Source organism: Clostridium sp. D43t1_170807_H7, from assembly GCF_015555905.1.
Classification (GTDB): domain Bacteria; phylum Bacillota; class Clostridia; order Clostridiales; family Clostridiaceae; genus Clostridium.
Genome location: NZ_JADNLK010000005.1, coordinates 1 through 18,613 on the forward strand (window position 1 = coordinate 1; position 18,613 = coordinate 18,613).

The window sequence follows — 18,613 nt, forward strand, 5'->3', positions numbered from 1 at the left end:
TTCTATTAGAAAAGATCAACAAGTGGTAAGTTCATATCCTATAGGCAAAAATATAACATTTAAGACTAATAATACGAGAGCTTTAGGCAACTTAAATAAAACTAAGTCAATATTAAAGGCTGATGTTAACAAGGTAGGTAATATGGTTGGAGTTGCTACTGCAGTTTCTGTTAATGCAGTTTCAAATATAATTGCAGTAAAAGGTAATGAATTAGGTGGGCTTATAGGTAGAGCATTGTCAAAATTATCTAATTTTGATATAAAGAATATTACAGGCATTAAAACATTAAAGAATAATGTTATTAAGCCATTGTTAAAAGTAGCAACTGTACCTATTAACCTTTTAGGAAATGTAGTAAAAGCTTCTAATAAAATTTTTAAATGGTTGCAAAGATTTTGTAGTAGGGGTTTTTGATTCTGTAGTTTCTGTTTTAGCATCACTAATTAATATTGTAGCTCAAGCACTTATTGGTATAGTGGCAGGATTAGGATATTTAATAGGTATGGGCTTTTTTGGAATAGAACCTAATGAAAATCCATTTTCAAAGTGGGCAGAAACTTGGAGGGGTGGAGTGAATAGCTTCTTTGAATGGGTGGCACCAAATGATACTGTTTATAATGTAACTAATTCTATATTAGATATGGCAGTTTCATGCATACCAGTAGTTGGGGACATAAGAGATGGTGTAGAAGTTATTACAGGTGTAAGTATGATAACAGGAGAAAAGTTATCAGTGGCAGAAAGACTAATTACAGCTGCATGCTTCTTTATACCACTAGTAGGAGCATCATTCGTAAGAGAATCAGGACAAGGAATAGTTAAGTTCATAGGAAAACACTGGGATGAAGCGATGCAATTTGCTTCAAAGTATATAGATGAAGGAATTACTTTGTTATCAAAATATGGTGGAGATTTCTTAATGAATATAGCTAAAAAAGGTGATGAAGGTTTAACGTTATTAAAAAAGGCATTTAATTTTGGTGATGAAATAGCATTAGCTGGAGGTGGAACAGTTAAGTTAGAACCAGAGGTTAGTACAAAGTTGCAGGATTTTGTATCAAAGATTACTGGTAAGGTTGATGATGTGGCTAGTAGTGGGACTGTAAAGAGAGTTGATAAAGCTGAAGCAGATGTTTCTTCTGCTTTTAAGCAAAAAGAATTCGCTAGTTCATATGAAGCAAGAATTAGTCAAACACCTGCAGAATTAAATCTAAAAGTAGGTTTTGAAGGAAAGAGAGGGGAATCTCTATGTACTCTTAAACCACCACCAAATCAAGAATTAAAAAAATATTAGATGAAGCTGGTATTAATGGTATTCAATATAAAAATGGAGTTCCAGATTTTTCTCCAGTTTCAAAAGCTGAAGTAGAAATAAATTATATGCTAGGGGGCAAAGGAGTAAATGGAGCCAAGGCAAGAAACTTGAATTTTGAACAAGCTAATATAGCATTAGCAAAACAGCTTAATAGCTCTCCTGAATTAGCAAATGAATTTGGAATGGTAGCAGGAAATATTAAAGCATCTGATATTGAAAAATATAGAATAAAAAATAATTTAACATGGCATGAATTAAATGACACTAAAATAATGCAACTTGTACCGACTAAAATAAATTCAACTTTTGGACATCTTGGAGGAGTTGGGGAGATTAATGCAGGTGCGTATAAAATAGATTAAAGTAGTGTATAGATAGATAAATTATATATAGGAGTGATTTATGATGATTAATGATTCAATCTTTGGGAAAATAGAGTATGATTATATTTGGTTTAGAAGAAGTAAGATTAAATTTTTCAATAATGAAGTCGATATTATGTTAATGATAGCTGGAGATGATGAAGGTCAATTTGAAGATGGGCAATATGAAGCTTATCAAGCCTTAATAAATAAATGGAATGAAATTCAGGAAACATTTTTAGAGCCAATTTTAGAGTATTATAAGCAAAAACGTAAAGAATTAGGATATGATATTGAATTAAATAAAAATTATCCAGAAATAAAATCAACTAAAGAATTATTAAATTATATTACTTTAGTTGGAATAAAAGTTCCCTATGCTGATATTTATGGTGGAAGAAGTATAGGTATAAGTTTTGACTGTTCATGGGATGAAGAAAATGGCTTAGGACTTAGATTAAATAACGAAGAAGTTATTGATGTTGGATATCAAGATATAGCTATTTAGAGTTAATGTTAAATACTGAAAAGTAGAGTTTTATATTATAAGTAATATTGTTTTTTATAAAAATAGTACAATCTTAATGATACAGTTTAAAAAAGGTTAATGTTATTATATGATATGCTCCCTTTATAGTAGACAGTTTAAATAATAAAACTGTAATTATAGAGGGAGTATTTTATTATGGGAAGAATATCAAAAATTTTACCAGAAGTTAAAATTAAGGTTGTAGAAGATTATTTAGATGGTAAAATTAGCTTGTACTCAGAAGTTAAAGGAATTTATGGATATCGCCGTATATCGTTAAATATAAATAATAGACTAAATTCAAACTATAATCATAAGCGTATATACAGACTTATGAAATCTGTAAAACTTACTTCTGTTATGGGTAGAAACTTGGAGATATGAAGTTAATAGCTTCTTTGAAGGGATAGCACCAAATGATACTGTTTATAACGTAACTAATTTTATATTAGATATGGTAGTTTCATGTTTACCATGGGTTGGATATGTAAGAGATGGTGTAGAGGTTATTACAGGTGTAAATATGATAACAGGAGAAAATTTATCAGTGGCAGAAAGACTAATTACAGCTGAATGTTTCTTTATACCAGTAGTAGGAACATCATTTATAAGAGAAGCAGGACAAGGAATAGTTAAGTTCAATTATTTGGGAAGAATAGGATAATGCAAATAGTAATTGATGGAGTAAAGTTGCGTAAAGTGAAGCTCTAAATCTTGATTTAGTTAGCTGAACTTACTCCTCTGAGCGATAGGGAAAAGTGAGTTTCATTTTAAAAGGAAGCACCTTCTCCTTACGTCGAATGTGTAAGTTTGATTTACAAAATTGAAATTTTGAATCTCACTTAAGTTTAAAAACTTTAGCAAACTTTACAGAATCAATTATATAAATTCTAGGTGAAAATTTCACGGTTACTGGAAAATAAATATTTCATTTTTTCGCTTCCACGTAACGAATAATTTAGTTATAGTGTGTGTTGCGGAATTCGGAAGGGGACATTCCTTCAAATGATTTAAAGGTTTTTGAAAAATGGCTTTGATCATAAAAGCCCAATGATATTGCTATATCAAGCATACTTTTATTTGTTGTAAGTAATAAAACCTTAGCCCTATCTATTTTTATTTTCTTAGAATATTTCATTAGAGATATTCCCATATGTTTTTTAAAACAAGTTGATGCATATTCAGGTGTTATTCCAAGATGTTCAGATATTTTTTCAAGTGACATAAAACTTTCAATATTCATATGAAGGTGTTGAAGAAGCTTGTTTACTATGAAGTTATCCTTAACTTCTACATCGCTAATTAAAAACTCAAGATATGCTTCAGCCATTTCTATTTCTAATTCCTGAAGGGATCTTAAATCATTAAGAGTTGGGATTTTAACATAATATTCATTATAAAGAGTATGAAGATATTTCTTAGAGATACCATGTCTTATAATTTCTTTAGAGAATATTGCATTCCATATATATAAATCAATTTTTTTATCTTCTATATTTAAATCATCCTCTAATTCCCCAATATGTTTTTGTTTAATTTTATAAAGAATAGCAGGTCTATTACTAGTATCAATAAAAGAAGAAAATTCATTGCTAAAAATATTTAAGTCAGAAATAAAACTTTCGTACATAACAATTACCCCCATAATATAGAAAAATTGTATTAATTATATATATATTATATTATAAATATACAATCAAGAGTATGAAAAATTTTTATAATAATTATGTAAATGTTTAAAAAATAGAGGTGAAGTTTATGAATAAATATGCTGTTTTTCATATTTTAGATACTCCTTATTCTTATGGAAAAGATAAGGATACTTTGGTTGTAAGAGTCAGAGTAGCAAGAAATGATGTTAAAGAATGTTACATTTATTATAAAGATAGATATGATTGGGAAAGTCCATATAGTAAAAAATCTATGAATGTAGTTGCAGAAACAGAATTTTTCACATATTATCAAACAGAAATATCAGTTTTTAGAAATAGGTATAGATATTATTTTGAATTTATTGATATGAATGAAGAAAGTTTTCAATATAATGAAAGAGGATTTGTAAATCCAGAATTTAAGTATAATGATATGAATTCTTTTCAGTTCCCTTATATAGCAGAAGAAGATTTGTACAAAGAGGTTAATTGGTTACAAGAGTCAGTTGTATATCAAATATTCCCTGATAGGTTTCATAATGGAGATCCTTCAATAGATGTTGAGGGAATTGGGCAATGGGGAAAAGGGAAGATTCATAAAAGAAGTATTTATGGAGGAGATTTACGTGGAATAATAGATAAGTTACCGTATTTAGAAGAATTAGGTGTGAATTTAATCTATCTTACACCTATATTTAAATCTGATACTAATCATAAGTATAATACTGAAGATTATTTTAGTATAGATCCTCAGTTTGGAACATTAGAAGAAGCAAAGGAGCTTGTAGAAAAGGCTCATAATTTAGGTATAAAAATAGTTTTTGATGCTGTATTCAATCATTCAGGATCAGATTTCTTTGCATTTAAAGACTTAATAGAAAACCAACAAGAATCACAATATAAAGAATGGTATTTTGTAGATTCATGGCCAGTAAAAAAATCAAAAAATAAATATTATACTTTTGCTAATGGTTGTGATAATATGCCTAAGCTTAATACTAATAATAAAGAAGTAAGAGAGTATTTATTAAAGGTAGGAGAGTTTTGGATTAAGGAAATTGGAATAGATGGATGGAGACTTGATGTTTGTGATGAAGTGGGACATGAGTTTTGGAGAGAGTTTAGAAAACGAGTTAAAGATGCTAAAAGTGATGCAATAATAATTGGAGAGATAATGCATGAAGCTAACTCATTTTTAAAAGGGGATCAATTAGATGGAATAATGAACTATCCTTTTAAAAACGCTATTATAGACTTTTTTGCTAAAGGGATTATAAACGGAAGAGAGTTTCTAGATATAATGGCAGAAAATAGAGTATTATATATGGATAGTATAACTAGGCAAATGTGGAACTTGATAGGAAGCCATGATACGAAAAGAGTTTATAATGAATGTGATGGAAATGTTAATAGAATAAAACTTGCTATAGCATATCAATTCTTATATATAGGTGTTCCATATATATATTATGGAGATGAAGTTGGACTAGATGGGGGAGATGATCCTGAAAATAGAAAATGTATGATTTGGGAGGCAAAAAAGCAAAATAGAGAGTTATTCGATTTTTATAAAAACATGATTAATATTAGAAGAAATAATAAAGTTTTTATATATGGGGACTTTGAAGAAGTTTATTGTAAAAATAATATTATAGCTTTCAAGAGAATTTTAGATTGTGAAGAAATTTTATGTGTATTTAATAATAGTAATGATAGTGTTTTAGTAAATATAAACTTAGAATTAAAGGCAGTAAATTTAATTACAGAAAGTATTGAAGATTTAGTTGAAATAAAGTTAGATAGTTTTTCTTTTAAAATCTATAAAGTAGTTAAATAATTACAGATTAATAAAAAAGAGAAGAAGCTAGCGCAAATTTTGTGCTAGCTTTTATATGAATTTAATTTGAAGTATATTGACAAAAAATAGAGCTATGATAACATTAAAATAAGAAAACAATTTCAAAAGTCTTCAAGATAGAGAAATTTTTTTTGAAGACTTTATTAAAACAATTAATAAAGAAGTGATAAGATGAGCAAAGTATTAAAAGGTAGCTTTGAGTTAATGAAACAATTAAATGTTTCGGCTGTGCTTAAGGTTATAAAAGATAATGGAAGCCTATCACGTGCAGAAATTGCAAAATTAACAGGATTAACTCCAGCTAGTGTTACGAATATAACAAAATTTTTAATTGAAGATAAATTTCTTATAGAAAGTAAAGTTGGAGAATCTAGTGGGGGAAGACCTCCAATAATATTAGAGCTTAATGCAGATGCTAGATATGTAATTGGTGTAGGCATAGGTGTTGGAGTCATAGATGTAGTTATAACAAACCTTTCAGCTAATATAATAATTAAGAAATCTATAATAATAGAGGATGAAAGATATGATTATGACTTAGTTTTTAAGAAGTTAGTTAATTTAATTAATGAAGTAGTAGAATCTAGCCAAATAGATCAAGAAAAGATATTAGGAGTAGGTGTAGCTCTACATGGTATAGTGAATGCAAGAACGGGAGTATCTATACATGCTTTATATTATGGTTGGAAAAACAAAAATATAAAAGAAAAGTTAGAACAAGAACTTGGATTAACTGTATGTGTAGATAATTATGTAAGAGCTATGGCACTAGGTGAAAGTTGGTTTGGAGCAACAAAGGATATAGCCAATTTTGTAACTTTAAATATATCCAATGGTATAGGGGCTGGAATTATTATAAACAATACTCCTTATTATGGAGTTGATTTTAGTGCTGGGGAAATAGGACATATAGTAGTAGAAGCAGATGGTGATAAATGTAACTGTGGAAAGTATGGTTGTCTTGAAACTGTTGCATCTAATAATAATATAACTCGAAAAGCTATTAAGCTTATAAAACAAGGTGTAAATAGTTCCCTTAGTAGAGATGTTAATGATATAAATAATTTATCGATAGAAGATATATGTAAGGCTGCTAAAGAGGGTGATGAGCTATCTATAACAATATTAAAAGAAGCTGCTAGATATATTGGAGTAGCAATTACAAATTTAATAAATATATTAAATCCAACAGCAATAGTAGTTGTTGGAGAGATATTTGAAAATACAACATATACTATTGAAACTTTAAATGAAATAGTAAAAAACAGAGGACTTAAATTGTTAAGTGAAAATGTACGAATAATTAGAAGTTTATTAGGGAGAGATGCTGCTGTAGTAGGAGCATCAACATTAGTTATTCAAGAGATATTTAATGGTATGAATAGAAAGTAAGTTATAGTATTAATTATAAAAATAAAAGGATTGTCCTATAATGAATTAGCCTTAGAGAAGTAAATTGAGGCTTAAGTAATTATAGACAGTCTTTTTATATTTTATATTAAATTATTATACTGGGAATATTATGTGTTTTATCCTAATAGTTTTTAGATAGTCATATATATAAAGATATTGACTATAAATTAATAAAAAAGTATAATTTTAAAGTATTATTAAAAAGGAGAATGAAATTAATGTTCGTCAATTGTCGAATTTAAAAAAAAATTGACTAAAGCAATATTCGTTAATATAATGTGTATATGACATAATATTTAGGAGGCTTATTTATATGAAAAACGCGTTAATATTTCAATCAGACTTTGGTATAGCGGATGGTGCAGTTAGTGCAATGTATGGAGTTGCATATTCTGTAGACAAAACACTACAATTATTTGATTTAACTCATGAAATACCACAATACAACATTTGGGAAGCTTCATATAGATTAATTCAAACTGTAGTTTATTGGCCAGAAGGAAGTGTATTTGTTTCTGTTGTTGACCCTGGAGTTGGATCACATAGAAAGAGTATAGCAGTTAAGACTGCAAAAGGTCAGTACATAATTACACCGGATAATGGAACACTTACTCATATCAAGCGTATGTGTGGAATTGTGGAAGCTAGAGAAATAGATGAAACTATAAACAGATTACCTAATTCAGGAGCATCTTATACATTCCATGGAAGAGATATATATGCATATACAGGTGCAAGACTTGCTTCAGGAGTTATAAGCTTTGAACAAGTTGGACCAGAAATTCCAGTTGAGGAAGTTATTGAATTACCAGTGGTTGAATCAACTAAAGATAAGGATATGGTAACTGGAACAATTGATGTTTTAGATGTTAGATTTGGTAGTCTTTGGACAAATATTGGAAGAGAGTTATTTACTAGTTTAGGAATAAACTATGGAGATAGAGTAGAAGTTTCAATAAAAAATGATACAAGAGAAGTTTATAGAAACATAATGATATATGCAAAATCATTTGCAGATGTTCATGTTGGAGAAACTTTAGTTTATGTTAATTCATTAGATAATTTAGCTGTTGCTATAAATCAAGGTTCATTCTCTAAGGCATATAATATACAAACAGGAACTAATTGGATAATTTCTATAAGAAAGGCACCAAAAGTAGTTTACGAATAAAATTAATTTTAATTAATCATAATGTATATGAAAAGGAGAAAATGTAATGGGTAATAAATTATCTATCAAGACTATTGTTGCAATTGGTATTGGAGCAGCTGTGTTTATGATATTAGGTCGTTTTGGTTCTATTCCGTCAGGAATACCAAATACTAATATTGAAACATGTTATGCATTTTTAGCTTTAATGGCGATCTTATATGGACCAGTTGCAGGTGTTGCCATTGGATTTATAGGACATGCGTTAAAAGATTTAGTGTTTTATGGTTCACCTTGGTTTAGCTGGGTTATCGCATCAGCATCTATTGGATTAATTATAGGATTAGCTTGGAAGAAATTAAAGGTTAATGAAGGTGAATTTGGTAAAAAGGAAATGATAGTTTTCAATATTTATCAAATAATTGCTAATGTTATAGCATGGCTTTTAATTGCACCAACATTAGATATAGTTATATATGCTGAGCCTGCTAACAAAGTTTACTTACAAGGAGCTGTAGCTGGAACTTCAAACGCAATTACAGTTGGAATATTAGGAACTATATTATTATATACTTATTCTAAGACTAGAGTTAAAAAAGGAAGCTTAGATAGAGAATAATATCTATTTTAAATACCGGAGTCTTTATGTCTCTGGTATTTTTAATGATTAAAGAAAATTTTACGTTATAAAATTTTTTTCAGAATATACATATGATTAAAAATATAGTATTATCTTTAATGAAGGTTATTAATTAAGGTTTTACTAATTAATAAAATTTTAATAATATAACTTAAAAATGCTTAATAATTGTCTATTAAGTTTTACAGTCATTAATAAAATTAGATTAACATATTAAAGTTTATATACAAGAAGACGAGGAGATTTGCTATGAAAAAACCTGTAATTGAGTTCGTGGATTTTACTTTTCAATACAGAGCTCAGGCAAAGCCAACATTAAATAATATAAATTTAACTATATATGAAGGAGAAAAGGTACTTATAGTAGGACCATCAGGTTCAGGAAAAAGTACTCTTTCAAATTGCATAAATGGGATTGTGCCATTTTCTAATGAAGGTGAAATTTCTGGTAGCTTAAAAGTTAAGGGAAAAGAAACTAAAGAAATGAGTATATTTGAATTATCAAATTCAGTAGGTACTGTACTTCAAGATCCAGATGGTCAGTTTATAGGATTAACAGTTGGTGAAGATATAGCTTTTAAATTAGAAAATGATTGTGTATCACAAGATGATATGAAAGAAAAAGTTAAAATTGTTTCTGAAATTGTAGGGATAGATACTCATTTAGATTCTGCACCTTATAGTTTATCAGGAGGTCAAAAACAACGTGTAACATTAGCGGGTGTTATGGTTGGTGAAGTAGATATTCTTTTATTTGATGAACCTCTTGCAAGTTTGGATCCGGCAACTGGGAAAAGTGCCATTGAGTTAATAGATAAAATTCAAAAGAAAACTAATAAGACTATATTAATAATAGAACATAGATTAGAGGATGTATTACATTGTCCAGTAGATAGAATAATAGTGGTTGATAATGGTAGAATAGCAGCAGATATAACTCCAGCAGAGTTATTAAGTTCAAATTTATTAATTGAAACTGGAATACGTGAGCCATTATATATTACTGCATTAAAATATGCTGGCTGTGATATTAAACCAGAAATGCATCCAGAACATATTGATACATTAAATATAGATAGTTGTAGAGAAAAGTTAAAAGACTGGTATGAAGATACAATAGAAGATGAACAAAAAATAAATAATGAGCCTATTCTTGAAATGAGGGACGTAAAATTCTCTTATGAGTCAGGAAAGGAAATATTACATGGTGTTTCTTTTAAAATTAATAAAGGTGAAATGGTTAGTATTGTCGGAAGAAATGGAGCAGGTAAATCAACTATTTCTAAATTGATATGTGGTTTTTATAAGCCAACTGAAGGTCAGATATTATTTAATGGTAGGGATTTAATTAATGATACTATTAAAGAACGTGCAGAAAAAATAGGTATAGTAATGCAAAATCCGAATCAAATGATATCAAAAACTATGATTTTTGATGAAGTAGCTTTAGGACTTAAGGTTAGAGGTGTTTCTGAAGAGGAAATCAAGAATAGAGTTTTTGAAACATTAAAGATTTGTGGACTATATGAATTCCGTAATTGGCCGATTTCAGCTTTAAGTTTTGGTCAAAAGAAACGTGTAACAATCGCATCAATATTAGTATTAAATCCTGAAGTTGTTATTTTAGATGAACCTACAGCTGGACAGGACTTTAAACATTACACTGAAATTATGGAATTCTTAAAAGAATTGAACCAAAAAGGTGTAACAATAATAATGATAACTCATGATATGCATTTAATGCTTGAATATACTAATAGAGCAATTGTATTATCAAATGGAGTAAAATTAGCTGATGATATAGCAGCTAATGTTCTTACAGATGAAAAAGTAATAAACAAAGCAAACTTAAAGGAAACATCACTATATGAATTAGCTGTGAAAGCTAAGTTAGATGATCCGAGAATGTTTGTTAAGAAATTTATTGATTATGATAGGAGGATTAGAGGTATATGAGCACAATGATTGGATATTCAGATATAGATTCACCTATTCATAGATTAACAGGGGCATCAAAGTTAATTGCTTTAATTATTTGGTCTTTAGCTTCGATGATTACATATGATACTCGTGTGCTTTTAGGAATGTTTGTTGTAAGCATAATTGTGTTTAAAATTTCAAAGGTAAAATTTAAGCAAATTTCATTTGTTCTTTACTTTATATTAATATTCTTATTATTAAATAATGTAGCTATCTTTATATTTTCACCATATGAAGGTGTTCAAATATATGGAAGTAGAACAGATTTATTTAAGATTGCTGGTCCGTATACTGTAACAAGTCAGCAATTATTTTATCAATTTAATATAACTTTAAAGTATTTTTCAATAATACCTATGGCATTATTATTTATGGTTGCTACTAATCCAAGTGAATTTGCAGCATTATTAAACAAAATAGGTGTAAGTTATAAAATTGCATATTCAGTTTCAATAGCTTTAAGATATATACCTGATGTTCAACGTGATTATCAAGATATATCATTTGCTCAACAAGCTAGAGGAATAGATATGTCTAAAAAGGAAAAATTAGCAAAAAGAATTAAAAATTCGGCTTCTATATTAATGCCTTTAATATTCTCAAGCTTAGATAGAATAGAAGCTATAAGTTCTGCTATGGAGCTTAGAGCATTTGGAAGCAATAAAAAGCGTACTTGGTATAATGGAAGGTCATTTAAAAAAGGTGATTATATAGCTATAGCTGCAGTTAGTATTATATTGATAATTGCAATATTTGCCACAATACTAAATGGTGGACGTTTCTATAATCCATTTATTTAATAAAATAAATATAAGTTAGTACTATAAACTTTTATAGTACTAACTTTTTTATATAGATTATTTTGTGTAAAAGTGTATCAAAATAAGAAAAAAATAAATAACTTCCATAAATTACAGATGTATTGTAGCCCTTTTGTAAATTAATTTTGACCCTATATAGGTATAATATAAAGTATAGAGATATGTAAGAAGTAGATAGGGAGAATTAAAAATGTATAAATTAACTAAAGATAAGAAAATCGATAGCAGTGTAAGAAAAAATATTACAAAAAATAGTTTTAAGATAGTTGGTTTATTAATAGTTGCTATGCTTGGCATAGTGGCTTTCAATGATAAAGGGGTTATAGCGAGTGAAAGTATAGATGTAAACGATAGTGAACTTCTGAAGAACGATAGTGATTTTGCTGATGAGAATAAAGATAGAAATTCGCAAAATAGAGAAAATATTGATACTGCTACAAATAAGCAAAACTTAATATATACTTCTTATGAAAATGATTTATATGCAGATAATGCTAAGGATATAGAGAAGATGCTTAATAAATGGAACTACTTAAGAGAGGATGGTAAAAAGATTGCATATCTAACATTTGATGATGGGCCCTCAACTGAAGTAACACAGCAAATATTAGAAACTCTTAAAGCTAATAATATAAAGGCTACCTTTTTTATACTAGGTAGTAATGTTGAAAAAAGTGATACACAAAAAGAATTGTTGCAAGAAATGGTTAGGGAAGGACACGCTATTGGAAATCATGGATACTGCCATGATTATAGTGTTTTATATCCAGGTAGAATTGCTAATCCAACGGTGTTAATAAATGATATGAAAAAATCAGAAAATATAATGAAGTCTGTTTTAGGAGATGACTTCAGCACTAATGTTATTAGATTACCAGGAGGACATATGTCCTGGAACACGAAATCATTAGATCCTGTTCTGGAGAAAAATGGATATAGTTATATAGATTGGAATGTTCTGAATGGAGATGCTGAAAGTAATGATAGAACAGTTGAACAGTTAGTAAATAGATTGAAAGGAACTGTAAGTGATTTAGCAGGAAATGATGATGTCTTAGTTATATTAATGCATGACACAAATGCAAAGAAAACAACAGCACAATCATTACAGCAAATTATAGATTACTTAAAGTCTTTAGGATATGAGTTTAGAACATTAAAGTAGAAAAAATTGATGAATACTGGATAAGTGATAATATTTATCCAGTATTTTATTTGCATATGTTAGAAAATATAAATAAAGAGTAGTGTCATAGAGTTGAAAGGAATTTTATATGAAAAAAATATTAATAGTTGAAGATGAAGATAGTATAAGAGGATTTTTAAAAATAAATTTAAAAAGGAATGGATTTGAGGTTTTAGAGACGGATAATGGGGAAGAGGGATTAAAAATTTTGGAATTAGAGGATCCAGTTCTGATAATATTAGATGTTATGTTACCAGGTATAGATGGATTTGAAGTTTGTAAGAGAGCTAGAGAAAAAAAAGATAAGATAGGTATTATAATGTTGACTGCAAAAAGTCAAGATATGGATAAAATAATGGGGCTTGAATATGGAGCCGATGATTATATGGTAAAACCTTTTAATCCAATGGAGTTGTTGCTTAGAATAAGGGCTATATTAAGAAGAATTGGTGTAAATGATGAAAAGAAGGTTTTAAGAAACGGAATATTTACTGTGGATACATATGGGAAAAAAATATTTAAGGGTGAGGAAGAGATTGATTTAACTCCAAAAGAATATTCACTTATAAAATTATTTATAGAAAATCCTAATAGGGCTTTTTCAAGAGATGAATTATTAGATTTAGTCTGGGGAAAAGATTATTTTGCAGATTCTAAAGTTATAGATGTGAACATAAGAAGACTTAGAAGAAAAATAGAAGATTCAGTATCTAAAGAAGGATATATAGAGACTATATGGGGATTTGGATATAGATGGAGAGGCGAAGTGTGTGAAGAGTATACGAAGTAAGGTGTTGAAAAATTTTCTTATAGTAATAATATCAACGGTTTTAATATTAGATATATTAACTTTATTATGCTTAAAGGGATATTATTACAAAAATACTCAAAATACTTTGGTTAATCAATTAGAATCAGCTATTAATTTTTATCAAAAATATTTTTCTAATAATGAATTAATGGAAAATATATATGATAATGTTGATGTTTTTTGGAATACAAAGCAGGGGCAGATTGAAATCTTAGATCCAAGCGGTAAGTTATTAATGGACTCATATGGCATAAGAGATTCTGAAATTTTAAGTACTCCTGATATAACAAAAGCTAAAAATGGAGAGGTTGGAGTATGGACTGGAAATGTAAATTGTTATAATGATAAGGTAATGATAGTTTCTAAGGCAATTACTTCTAAGATAAATCCAAGTGATATGATAGGTATAGTTAGGATTATTTTTTCTTTAGAGGAAGTACATAAAATAATACATTCTTTTAGTGTGCTATTTTTATTTATTTCTATAATAGTAATAGCATTGGGTATAATAATGAGTTTAATAATAGCAAAAGATATAGTATCTCCAATAAAAAAGATAACAGCAGTTGCAAAGGAGATGGCAAAAGGAAATTTAAATATTAAAAGTAATGTTGCTGATAATATTGAAATTGCTCAATTATCAAAGACGTTGAATTATATGGGATGTGAAGTTGAAAAGAGAGAAAAATTAAAAAATGAATTTATATCTTCAGTTTCTCATGAATTGAGAACACCATTAACGTCTATTAAGGGATGGGCTATAACTTTAAAGTATGATTGTAGTGATATGGAGACAGTAGCTTTAGGGCTTGATATTATTGAAAAAGAAAGTGATAGATTAACAGATATGGTAGAAGAGTTATTAGATTTCTCTAAGCTTATAAATGGTATTATTTCTTTAAATATAAAAGAGCATGATGTAAGGAGTTTTATTGAGTATATTGAAAATTATATGAGACCAAGAGCAAAAAGAGAGAGGAAAAAATTTAATATAACTATAGATAAGAATGTTACAAAAGGTTATTTTGATGAAAATAGACTTAAGCAAGTTTTAAGTAATATTATAGATAATGCTTTTAAATTTACTGAAGAGAATGGAATAATAAGTTTAAATACTAAAGTTGAAGATGAATATTTAGTGTTTAGAGTAAAGGATAATGGGAGTGGAATAAGTAGTAGAGATTTACCACGAGTAAAAGATAAATTTTATAAAGGGAAAAATAGTAAATCTAGAAATGGAATAGGTTTATCTATATGTGATGAAATAGTAACTTTGCATAGAGGAATTTTAGAAATTAAAAGTAGGGAAAATAAAGGAACAGAAGTAATAATTAAAATTCCTTTAGATCAAGGAGAAGATTAATATGAATAAGAAACTTTTGATAGTATTTTTTCTTATTATAATATTGTTTTTTGGATGCAAATCAAATATGAGGGATGAGGAAAGTAATGATATTTTTAATTTTACTGGAACTTGGAGAATTGATTCAGTTGAGCAACTAGGAGAAAAGGATGATAGTGAAGAGGTTTCTAGTTATTTAATTGGAGATGAAATAAAATTAGGTAATAACGAAATTGATATTGTAGGTAAATATAAGCAAAATATTCATTATAAGTTAAAGGCTGTTGAAGGAGATTACATTCTTTCATATGAGAATAATTTGACTATGAATACTTTTATGAATGGTAGAGAGACAGTAGACTTAATATCTATTATTGATAAAAATCAAATAATAGGTGAGTTCTTTTTAAATTCTGATACAGAGATGATATTATTATATAAAAGTAGTTTGATTAAATTAAGTAAAGTAAATAAAAGAGCTAACTTTGATGATATTAGAGATGATGTTGTTATAGCAAATGAAAGTAAAGAAGAAGAGTTTGATGAAAAAGAAGGAGTTATGTTAGGAATTAAAACTCCTAGTAAAAGAATTAGTGATGGTATATATAGTAATGATGAATATAGAACTTTATGGATATCTCATGATAATTGGGAAATAGGAAATATATATGAAAAATCTAGTATTATTTTCCCAAGGTTAAATGGAATATGGAAACTAGAAGTGAATCAAAAGAGTATTAATGGTTTTGAGTATGATCAGTTTCAAGTGGGTAAATATGATGAAAAATTAAAAAATGATACGGTTGAAAATATAATTTTAGATAAAAGTGAATATAAGACTATAAAATTTGTTGGAAATGACTATATTGCCATAGGAAAATATCAAGGAGATTCCTTTGAAGGAAATTATCCAATTTATCAAATAATACCTGTAAATAATATCAATATTGAAAATGGATTACAAGCAGATGAAATATTTATTGGAAATGAAAAAGAAAAATATTTAGAAGAGTTTCAAAATGAAATTAATAGTTTATCTAAGGAACAAATAGATGAGTTAAATATTTCTTCCATAGACTATAATAATTTGGCTATTGAACGAAGAATAGGACGATGGAGATTTGTTGCTAATTTATTGCCTAAGAATATGAATGAAGCGGGAGAAAGTTTTAAGCTATCAATATTACCTGATAGTAGATTTATAAATTATAATTCTCTTTATATATCATGGAAATCTTTAAAACAACAATTAGGTTTTTTTAAAGATGCTTTTACATCTCCGTTGGGCAAGATTATATTAGTTCAATTTGATACTTATATAGCAGTTTATAAAATAGAAAATGGAAGCTTGATAACAGAACCTTTAGTTACGACACCTATAGATGAAAAAGATGAGATAATAATGTCCGAGTGGTGTAGTGGAACTTATGTAGAAGAATGGGAAAAGACTTTTATTGATGGTGAGTTAATAATAGGAGATTAGACTCAGTTAGAAATATTATTGCAATAAATTGTTAATAAAAAACAATTTATTACAAAATGAGAAAAATTTTTAATAAACTTTATAAAAGTATTGTAAAAAAAATATATATGTGTTATAATTAACAAGAAGTCAAGTTGTTTGACTATTTAAAAGATTTAAAGTAGATTAATAAAATTTCTCCTATTCAAGAGATATGTTATTAACCATGATAAATCTTAAGAAAATGGAGGAATTTATAATGGCAGATAAGACTATCGTATGCAGAGACTGCGGAAAAGAATTTTTATTCACTGAAGGAGAGCAAGCTTTCTACAAAGAAAAAGGATTCGATAACGAACCAGTAAGATGTGTTGAATGTAGAAGAGCAAGAAAAGCTCAACAAAACAACAGAAAGTAATTAATTTTATAAGATTGTAAGAATTTTTCTTACAATCTTTTTTTATTGCGTGAAAATATAATTTTATATTATATCTATAATTAAATAAGCGAAAAATATATATGTAGTTTACTATAAATTAATAACTATATTGTAAAAAAAAAACTATATAAATTATAACAAATATGGTAAAATAATAAAGTTGATAGAATTTGTAAACATAAGGGGGCAATAAAGTGAGTAAAGATAAAAAAAGGTATTCTTTAAGAAATAGAATAATAATTTCAGCTATATCTATGGTACTTGCTGTTATTGTTGGAGGAGTTATAGGATATTATAGTTATGTAAAAAGTAAAATATATACGAAGTCAAGTGAAATAGAAATTAAAACTATAGAGAAAAAAAGTGAAGAGGATGTTGAGTATAAGGAAGTAGAAGGTATTACTAATGTATTATTAGTAGGAACAGATGGTAGAGATCTAAAAGAAAGTGCAAGAGCAGACTCTATTATAATTGCAACCTTAGATAACAATAATAAGGAAATAAGATTAACATCGCTATTTAGAGATACCTTGGTTGATATTAAGGGATATGGACCATATAAGTTAAATGCAGCTATGGCTTTTGGTGGAATAGATTTGTTAAAAGATACAATACAGGAAACATATGATATAAATATAGATAAGTATATAATAATAAATTTTTGGGGATTTGAAGCTATAATTGATCAGATAGGTGGCTTAGAAATTGATGTTAAAGAGTATCAATTAGATGAATTAAACAAGTATATAGGTGAATCTACTGGAGGAAATGATTGTCCAGTTACAGAACCAGGGTTACAATTGTTAAATGGAAAGCAGGCTTTATCTTATGCAAGAATAAGAAAAGGTGTTGGAGATGAATTTGAAAGAACTGAAAGACAAAGAGAGGTATTGTTTAAGGTTGCAGAAAAGTTAAGGGAGACAAAGCCTACAAAGTATCTAGGAATAGTGAATAGTATGCTTGATTATATAAATACTAATATAGAACTTTTAGATGCTTTAAATATGGCATACACAATTTATAAATTTCCTACTTTAGAAACAAAACAAATTCATATACCAGTTACAGAATTAGCTGATGATATGAATTATGGTGGAGAAGTTGGATGGGTATTTATAATGGATAGAAAACAGAATACAGAGATTTTACATGATTTCATATTTAATAATATAGAACCTGATGAAAGTAAATTTGATTATAACTCTTTAAAACAAGCACTTAATGAATATAGAACTGGTGAATGGATTGATGATTCTCAAAGTGGCGATTCAGAGGATAGTATTAGTAATGAAGAAGATGAAGAGAATGATGACTCGTATGAAGATGATGAAGAAGATATTTATGGAGAATGGGATTAGACAATTATCGTAAATTTAAATGAATATAAATAGTATAATTAAATTATTTTTAGGCTTATAGATAAGAAAATTTAATGATATAGCTTGTAACAAAGGTTAAATTATAAAGCTTAATTAGAATATTCTTTTGATGATATCATTAATATTTTCTATTCTATTTTGCTGAAGTTGAAATAGAGTCTTTAAAATTAATTATATAATTAAAAATAAAAAAATATAAAATTATAATTATTTTTATAGATATAAAAATGGATTTAGTATAAAATTATATTAAGCATACCTTTGGTAACGATT

Annotated in this window: 19 protein-coding genes; 18 read left to right on the forward strand and 1 reads right to left on the reverse strand. The window is 27.8% G+C overall.

Annotated features, from left to right (window positions below):
- The 6 genes from I2E98_RS04270 to I2E98_RS04295 all read left to right on the forward strand — a co-directional run.
- The coding region (locus I2E98_RS04270) for a hypothetical protein (RefSeq protein ID WP_195467733.1) at positions 1–415 on the forward strand (415 nt) is incomplete at its 5' end.
- A gap of 88 nt (positions 416–503) precedes the next feature.
- Positions 504–1,295: a pre-toxin TG domain-containing protein gene (locus I2E98_RS15940; RefSeq protein WP_243250938.1), complete on the forward strand. Its 792-nt coding sequence runs from the start codon at positions 504–506 to the stop codon at positions 1,293–1,295.
- 77 nt (positions 1,296–1,372) lie between these two features.
- Positions 1,373–1,678, forward strand: coding sequence for an HNH endonuclease (locus I2E98_RS16290; protein ID WP_347708014.1), 306 nt, complete (start codon positions 1,373–1,375; stop codon positions 1,676–1,678).
- Positions 1,679–1,718: 40 nt separating this feature from the next.
- Positions 1,719–2,186: a DUF2004 domain-containing protein gene (locus tag I2E98_RS04285; RefSeq protein WP_195467734.1), complete on the forward strand. Its 468-nt coding sequence runs from the start codon at positions 1,719–1,721 to the stop codon at positions 2,184–2,186.
- A 177-nt stretch (positions 2,187–2,363) separates the two neighbouring features.
- A complete protein-coding gene (locus I2E98_RS04290) occupies positions 2,364–2,591 on the forward strand; it encodes an IS3 family transposase (protein ID WP_195467735.1) in 228 nt (75 codons plus the stop codon).
- A 70-nt stretch (positions 2,592–2,661) separates the two neighbouring features.
- Complete coding sequence (locus tag I2E98_RS04295) at positions 2,662–2,871, forward strand: pre-toxin TG domain-containing protein (RefSeq protein ID WP_195467736.1); 210 nt, start codon at positions 2,662–2,664, stop codon at positions 2,869–2,871.
- Positions 2,872–3,165: 294 nt separating this feature from the next.
- Here the strand turns inward: I2E98_RS04295 and I2E98_RS04300 are convergent, their stop codons facing one another.
- A complete protein-coding gene (locus I2E98_RS04300; protein ID WP_195467737.1) occupies positions 3,166–3,837 on the reverse strand; it encodes a helix-turn-helix transcriptional regulator in 672 nt (223 codons plus the stop codon).
- Between the two features lie 128 nt (positions 3,838–3,965).
- Here I2E98_RS04300 and I2E98_RS04305 point away from each other — a divergent pair, with 128 nt between their 5' ends.
- The 12 genes from I2E98_RS04305 to I2E98_RS04360 all read left to right on the forward strand — a co-directional run bounded on the left by I2E98_RS04305 (position 3,966) and on the right by I2E98_RS04360 (position 18,319).
- Positions 3,966–5,696 (forward strand): glycoside hydrolase family 13 protein, encoded by a 1,731-nt coding sequence (locus I2E98_RS04305; RefSeq protein WP_195467738.1) that lies wholly within the window; start codon positions 3,966–3,968, stop codon positions 5,694–5,696.
- 192 nt (positions 5,697–5,888) lie between these two features.
- Positions 5,889–7,109 (forward strand): ROK family transcriptional regulator, encoded by a 1,221-nt coding sequence (locus I2E98_RS04310; RefSeq protein WP_195467739.1) that lies wholly within the window; start codon positions 5,889–5,891, stop codon positions 7,107–7,109.
- A gap of 334 nt (positions 7,110–7,443) precedes the next feature.
- Positions 7,444–8,301: an S-adenosyl-l-methionine hydroxide adenosyltransferase family protein gene (locus I2E98_RS04315; RefSeq protein ID WP_195467740.1), complete on the forward strand. Its 858-nt coding sequence runs from the start codon at positions 7,444–7,446 to the stop codon at positions 8,299–8,301.
- A gap of 46 nt (positions 8,302–8,347) precedes the next feature.
- On the forward strand, positions 8,348–8,899 hold the full coding sequence (locus tag I2E98_RS04320) for an ECF-type riboflavin transporter substrate-binding protein (protein WP_195467741.1): 552 nt from the start codon (positions 8,348–8,350) through the stop codon (positions 8,897–8,899).
- A gap of 270 nt (positions 8,900–9,169) precedes the next feature.
- Complete coding sequence (locus I2E98_RS04325; protein WP_195467742.1) at positions 9,170–10,876, forward strand: ABC transporter ATP-binding protein; 1,707 nt, start codon at positions 9,170–9,172, stop codon at positions 10,874–10,876.
- Complete coding sequence (locus I2E98_RS04330; RefSeq protein WP_195467743.1) at positions 10,873–11,700, forward strand: energy-coupling factor transporter transmembrane component T; 828 nt, start codon at positions 10,873–10,875, stop codon at positions 11,698–11,700. The genes I2E98_RS04325 and I2E98_RS04330 overlap by 4 nt, the downstream gene beginning before the upstream one ends.
- Before the next feature lie 211 nt (positions 11,701–11,911).
- Complete coding sequence (locus I2E98_RS04335; RefSeq protein ID WP_195467744.1) at positions 11,912–12,886, forward strand: polysaccharide deacetylase family protein; 975 nt, start codon at positions 11,912–11,914, stop codon at positions 12,884–12,886.
- A gap of 109 nt (positions 12,887–12,995) precedes the next feature.
- Positions 12,996–13,697 carry a response regulator transcription factor gene (locus tag I2E98_RS04340; protein ID WP_195467745.1) on the forward strand — a complete coding sequence of 234 codons (702 nt, stop codon included), beginning with the start codon at positions 12,996–12,998 and terminating at the stop codon, positions 13,695–13,697.
- Complete coding sequence (locus I2E98_RS04345) at positions 13,678–15,081, forward strand: ATP-binding protein (protein ID WP_195467746.1); 1,404 nt, start codon at positions 13,678–13,680, stop codon at positions 15,079–15,081. The genes I2E98_RS04340 and I2E98_RS04345 overlap by 20 nt, the downstream gene beginning before the upstream one ends.
- A gap of 1 nt (position 15,082) precedes the next feature.
- Entirely contained in the window at positions 15,083–16,543 is a 1,461-nt protein-coding gene (locus I2E98_RS04350; protein WP_195467747.1) for a hypothetical protein, read from the forward strand.
- Positions 16,544–16,781: 238 nt separating this feature from the next.
- Complete coding sequence (locus tag I2E98_RS04355; protein WP_042394571.1) at positions 16,782–16,940, forward strand: zinc-ribbon domain-containing protein; 159 nt, start codon at positions 16,782–16,784, stop codon at positions 16,938–16,940.
- 215 nt (positions 16,941–17,155) lie between these two features.
- A complete protein-coding gene (locus I2E98_RS04360; protein WP_291656040.1) occupies positions 17,156–18,319 on the forward strand; it encodes an LCP family protein in 1,164 nt (387 codons plus the stop codon).
- The last annotated feature ends 294 nt before the right edge of the window (positions 18,320–18,613 follow it).

What these genes read in the sequence shown, in the direction of transcription:
- I2E98_RS15940 (WP_243250938.1), top strand. Translation starts at nt 504, where the DNA reads ATGGGCTTTTTTGGAATAGAACCTAATGAAAATCCATTTTCAAAGTGG.
- I2E98_RS04285 (WP_195467734.1), top strand. Translation starts at nt 1,719, where the DNA reads ATGATGATTAATGATTCAATCTTTGGGAAAATAGAGTATGATTATATT.
- I2E98_RS04290 (WP_195467735.1), top strand. Translation starts at nt 2,364, where the DNA reads ATGGGAAGAATATCAAAAATTTTACCAGAAGTTAAAATTAAGGTTGTA.
- I2E98_RS04295 (WP_195467736.1), top strand. Translation starts at nt 2,662, where the DNA reads ATGGTAGTTTCATGTTTACCATGGGTTGGATATGTAAGAGATGGTGTA.
- I2E98_RS04300 (WP_195467737.1), bottom strand. Translation starts at nt 3,837, where the DNA reads ATGTACGAAAGTTTTATTTCTGACTTAAATATTTTTAGCAATGAATTT.
- I2E98_RS04305 (WP_195467738.1), top strand. Translation starts at nt 3,966, where the DNA reads ATGAATAAATATGCTGTTTTTCATATTTTAGATACTCCTTATTCTTAT.
- I2E98_RS04310 (WP_195467739.1), top strand. Translation starts at nt 5,889, where the DNA reads ATGAGCAAAGTATTAAAAGGTAGCTTTGAGTTAATGAAACAATTAAAT.
- I2E98_RS04315 (WP_195467740.1), top strand. Translation starts at nt 7,444, where the DNA reads ATGAAAAACGCGTTAATATTTCAATCAGACTTTGGTATAGCGGATGGT.
- I2E98_RS04320 (WP_195467741.1), top strand. Translation starts at nt 8,348, where the DNA reads ATGGGTAATAAATTATCTATCAAGACTATTGTTGCAATTGGTATTGGA.
- I2E98_RS04325 (WP_195467742.1), top strand. Translation starts at nt 9,170, where the DNA reads ATGAAAAAACCTGTAATTGAGTTCGTGGATTTTACTTTTCAATACAGA.
- I2E98_RS04330 (WP_195467743.1), top strand. Translation starts at nt 10,873, where the DNA reads ATGAGCACAATGATTGGATATTCAGATATAGATTCACCTATTCATAGA.
- I2E98_RS04335 (WP_195467744.1), top strand. Translation starts at nt 11,912, where the DNA reads ATGTATAAATTAACTAAAGATAAGAAAATCGATAGCAGTGTAAGAAAA.
- I2E98_RS04340 (WP_195467745.1), top strand. Translation starts at nt 12,996, where the DNA reads ATGAAAAAAATATTAATAGTTGAAGATGAAGATAGTATAAGAGGATTT.
- I2E98_RS04350 (WP_195467747.1), top strand. Translation starts at nt 15,083, where the DNA reads ATGAATAAGAAACTTTTGATAGTATTTTTTCTTATTATAATATTGTTT.
- I2E98_RS04355 (WP_042394571.1), top strand. Translation starts at nt 16,782, where the DNA reads ATGGCAGATAAGACTATCGTATGCAGAGACTGCGGAAAAGAATTTTTA.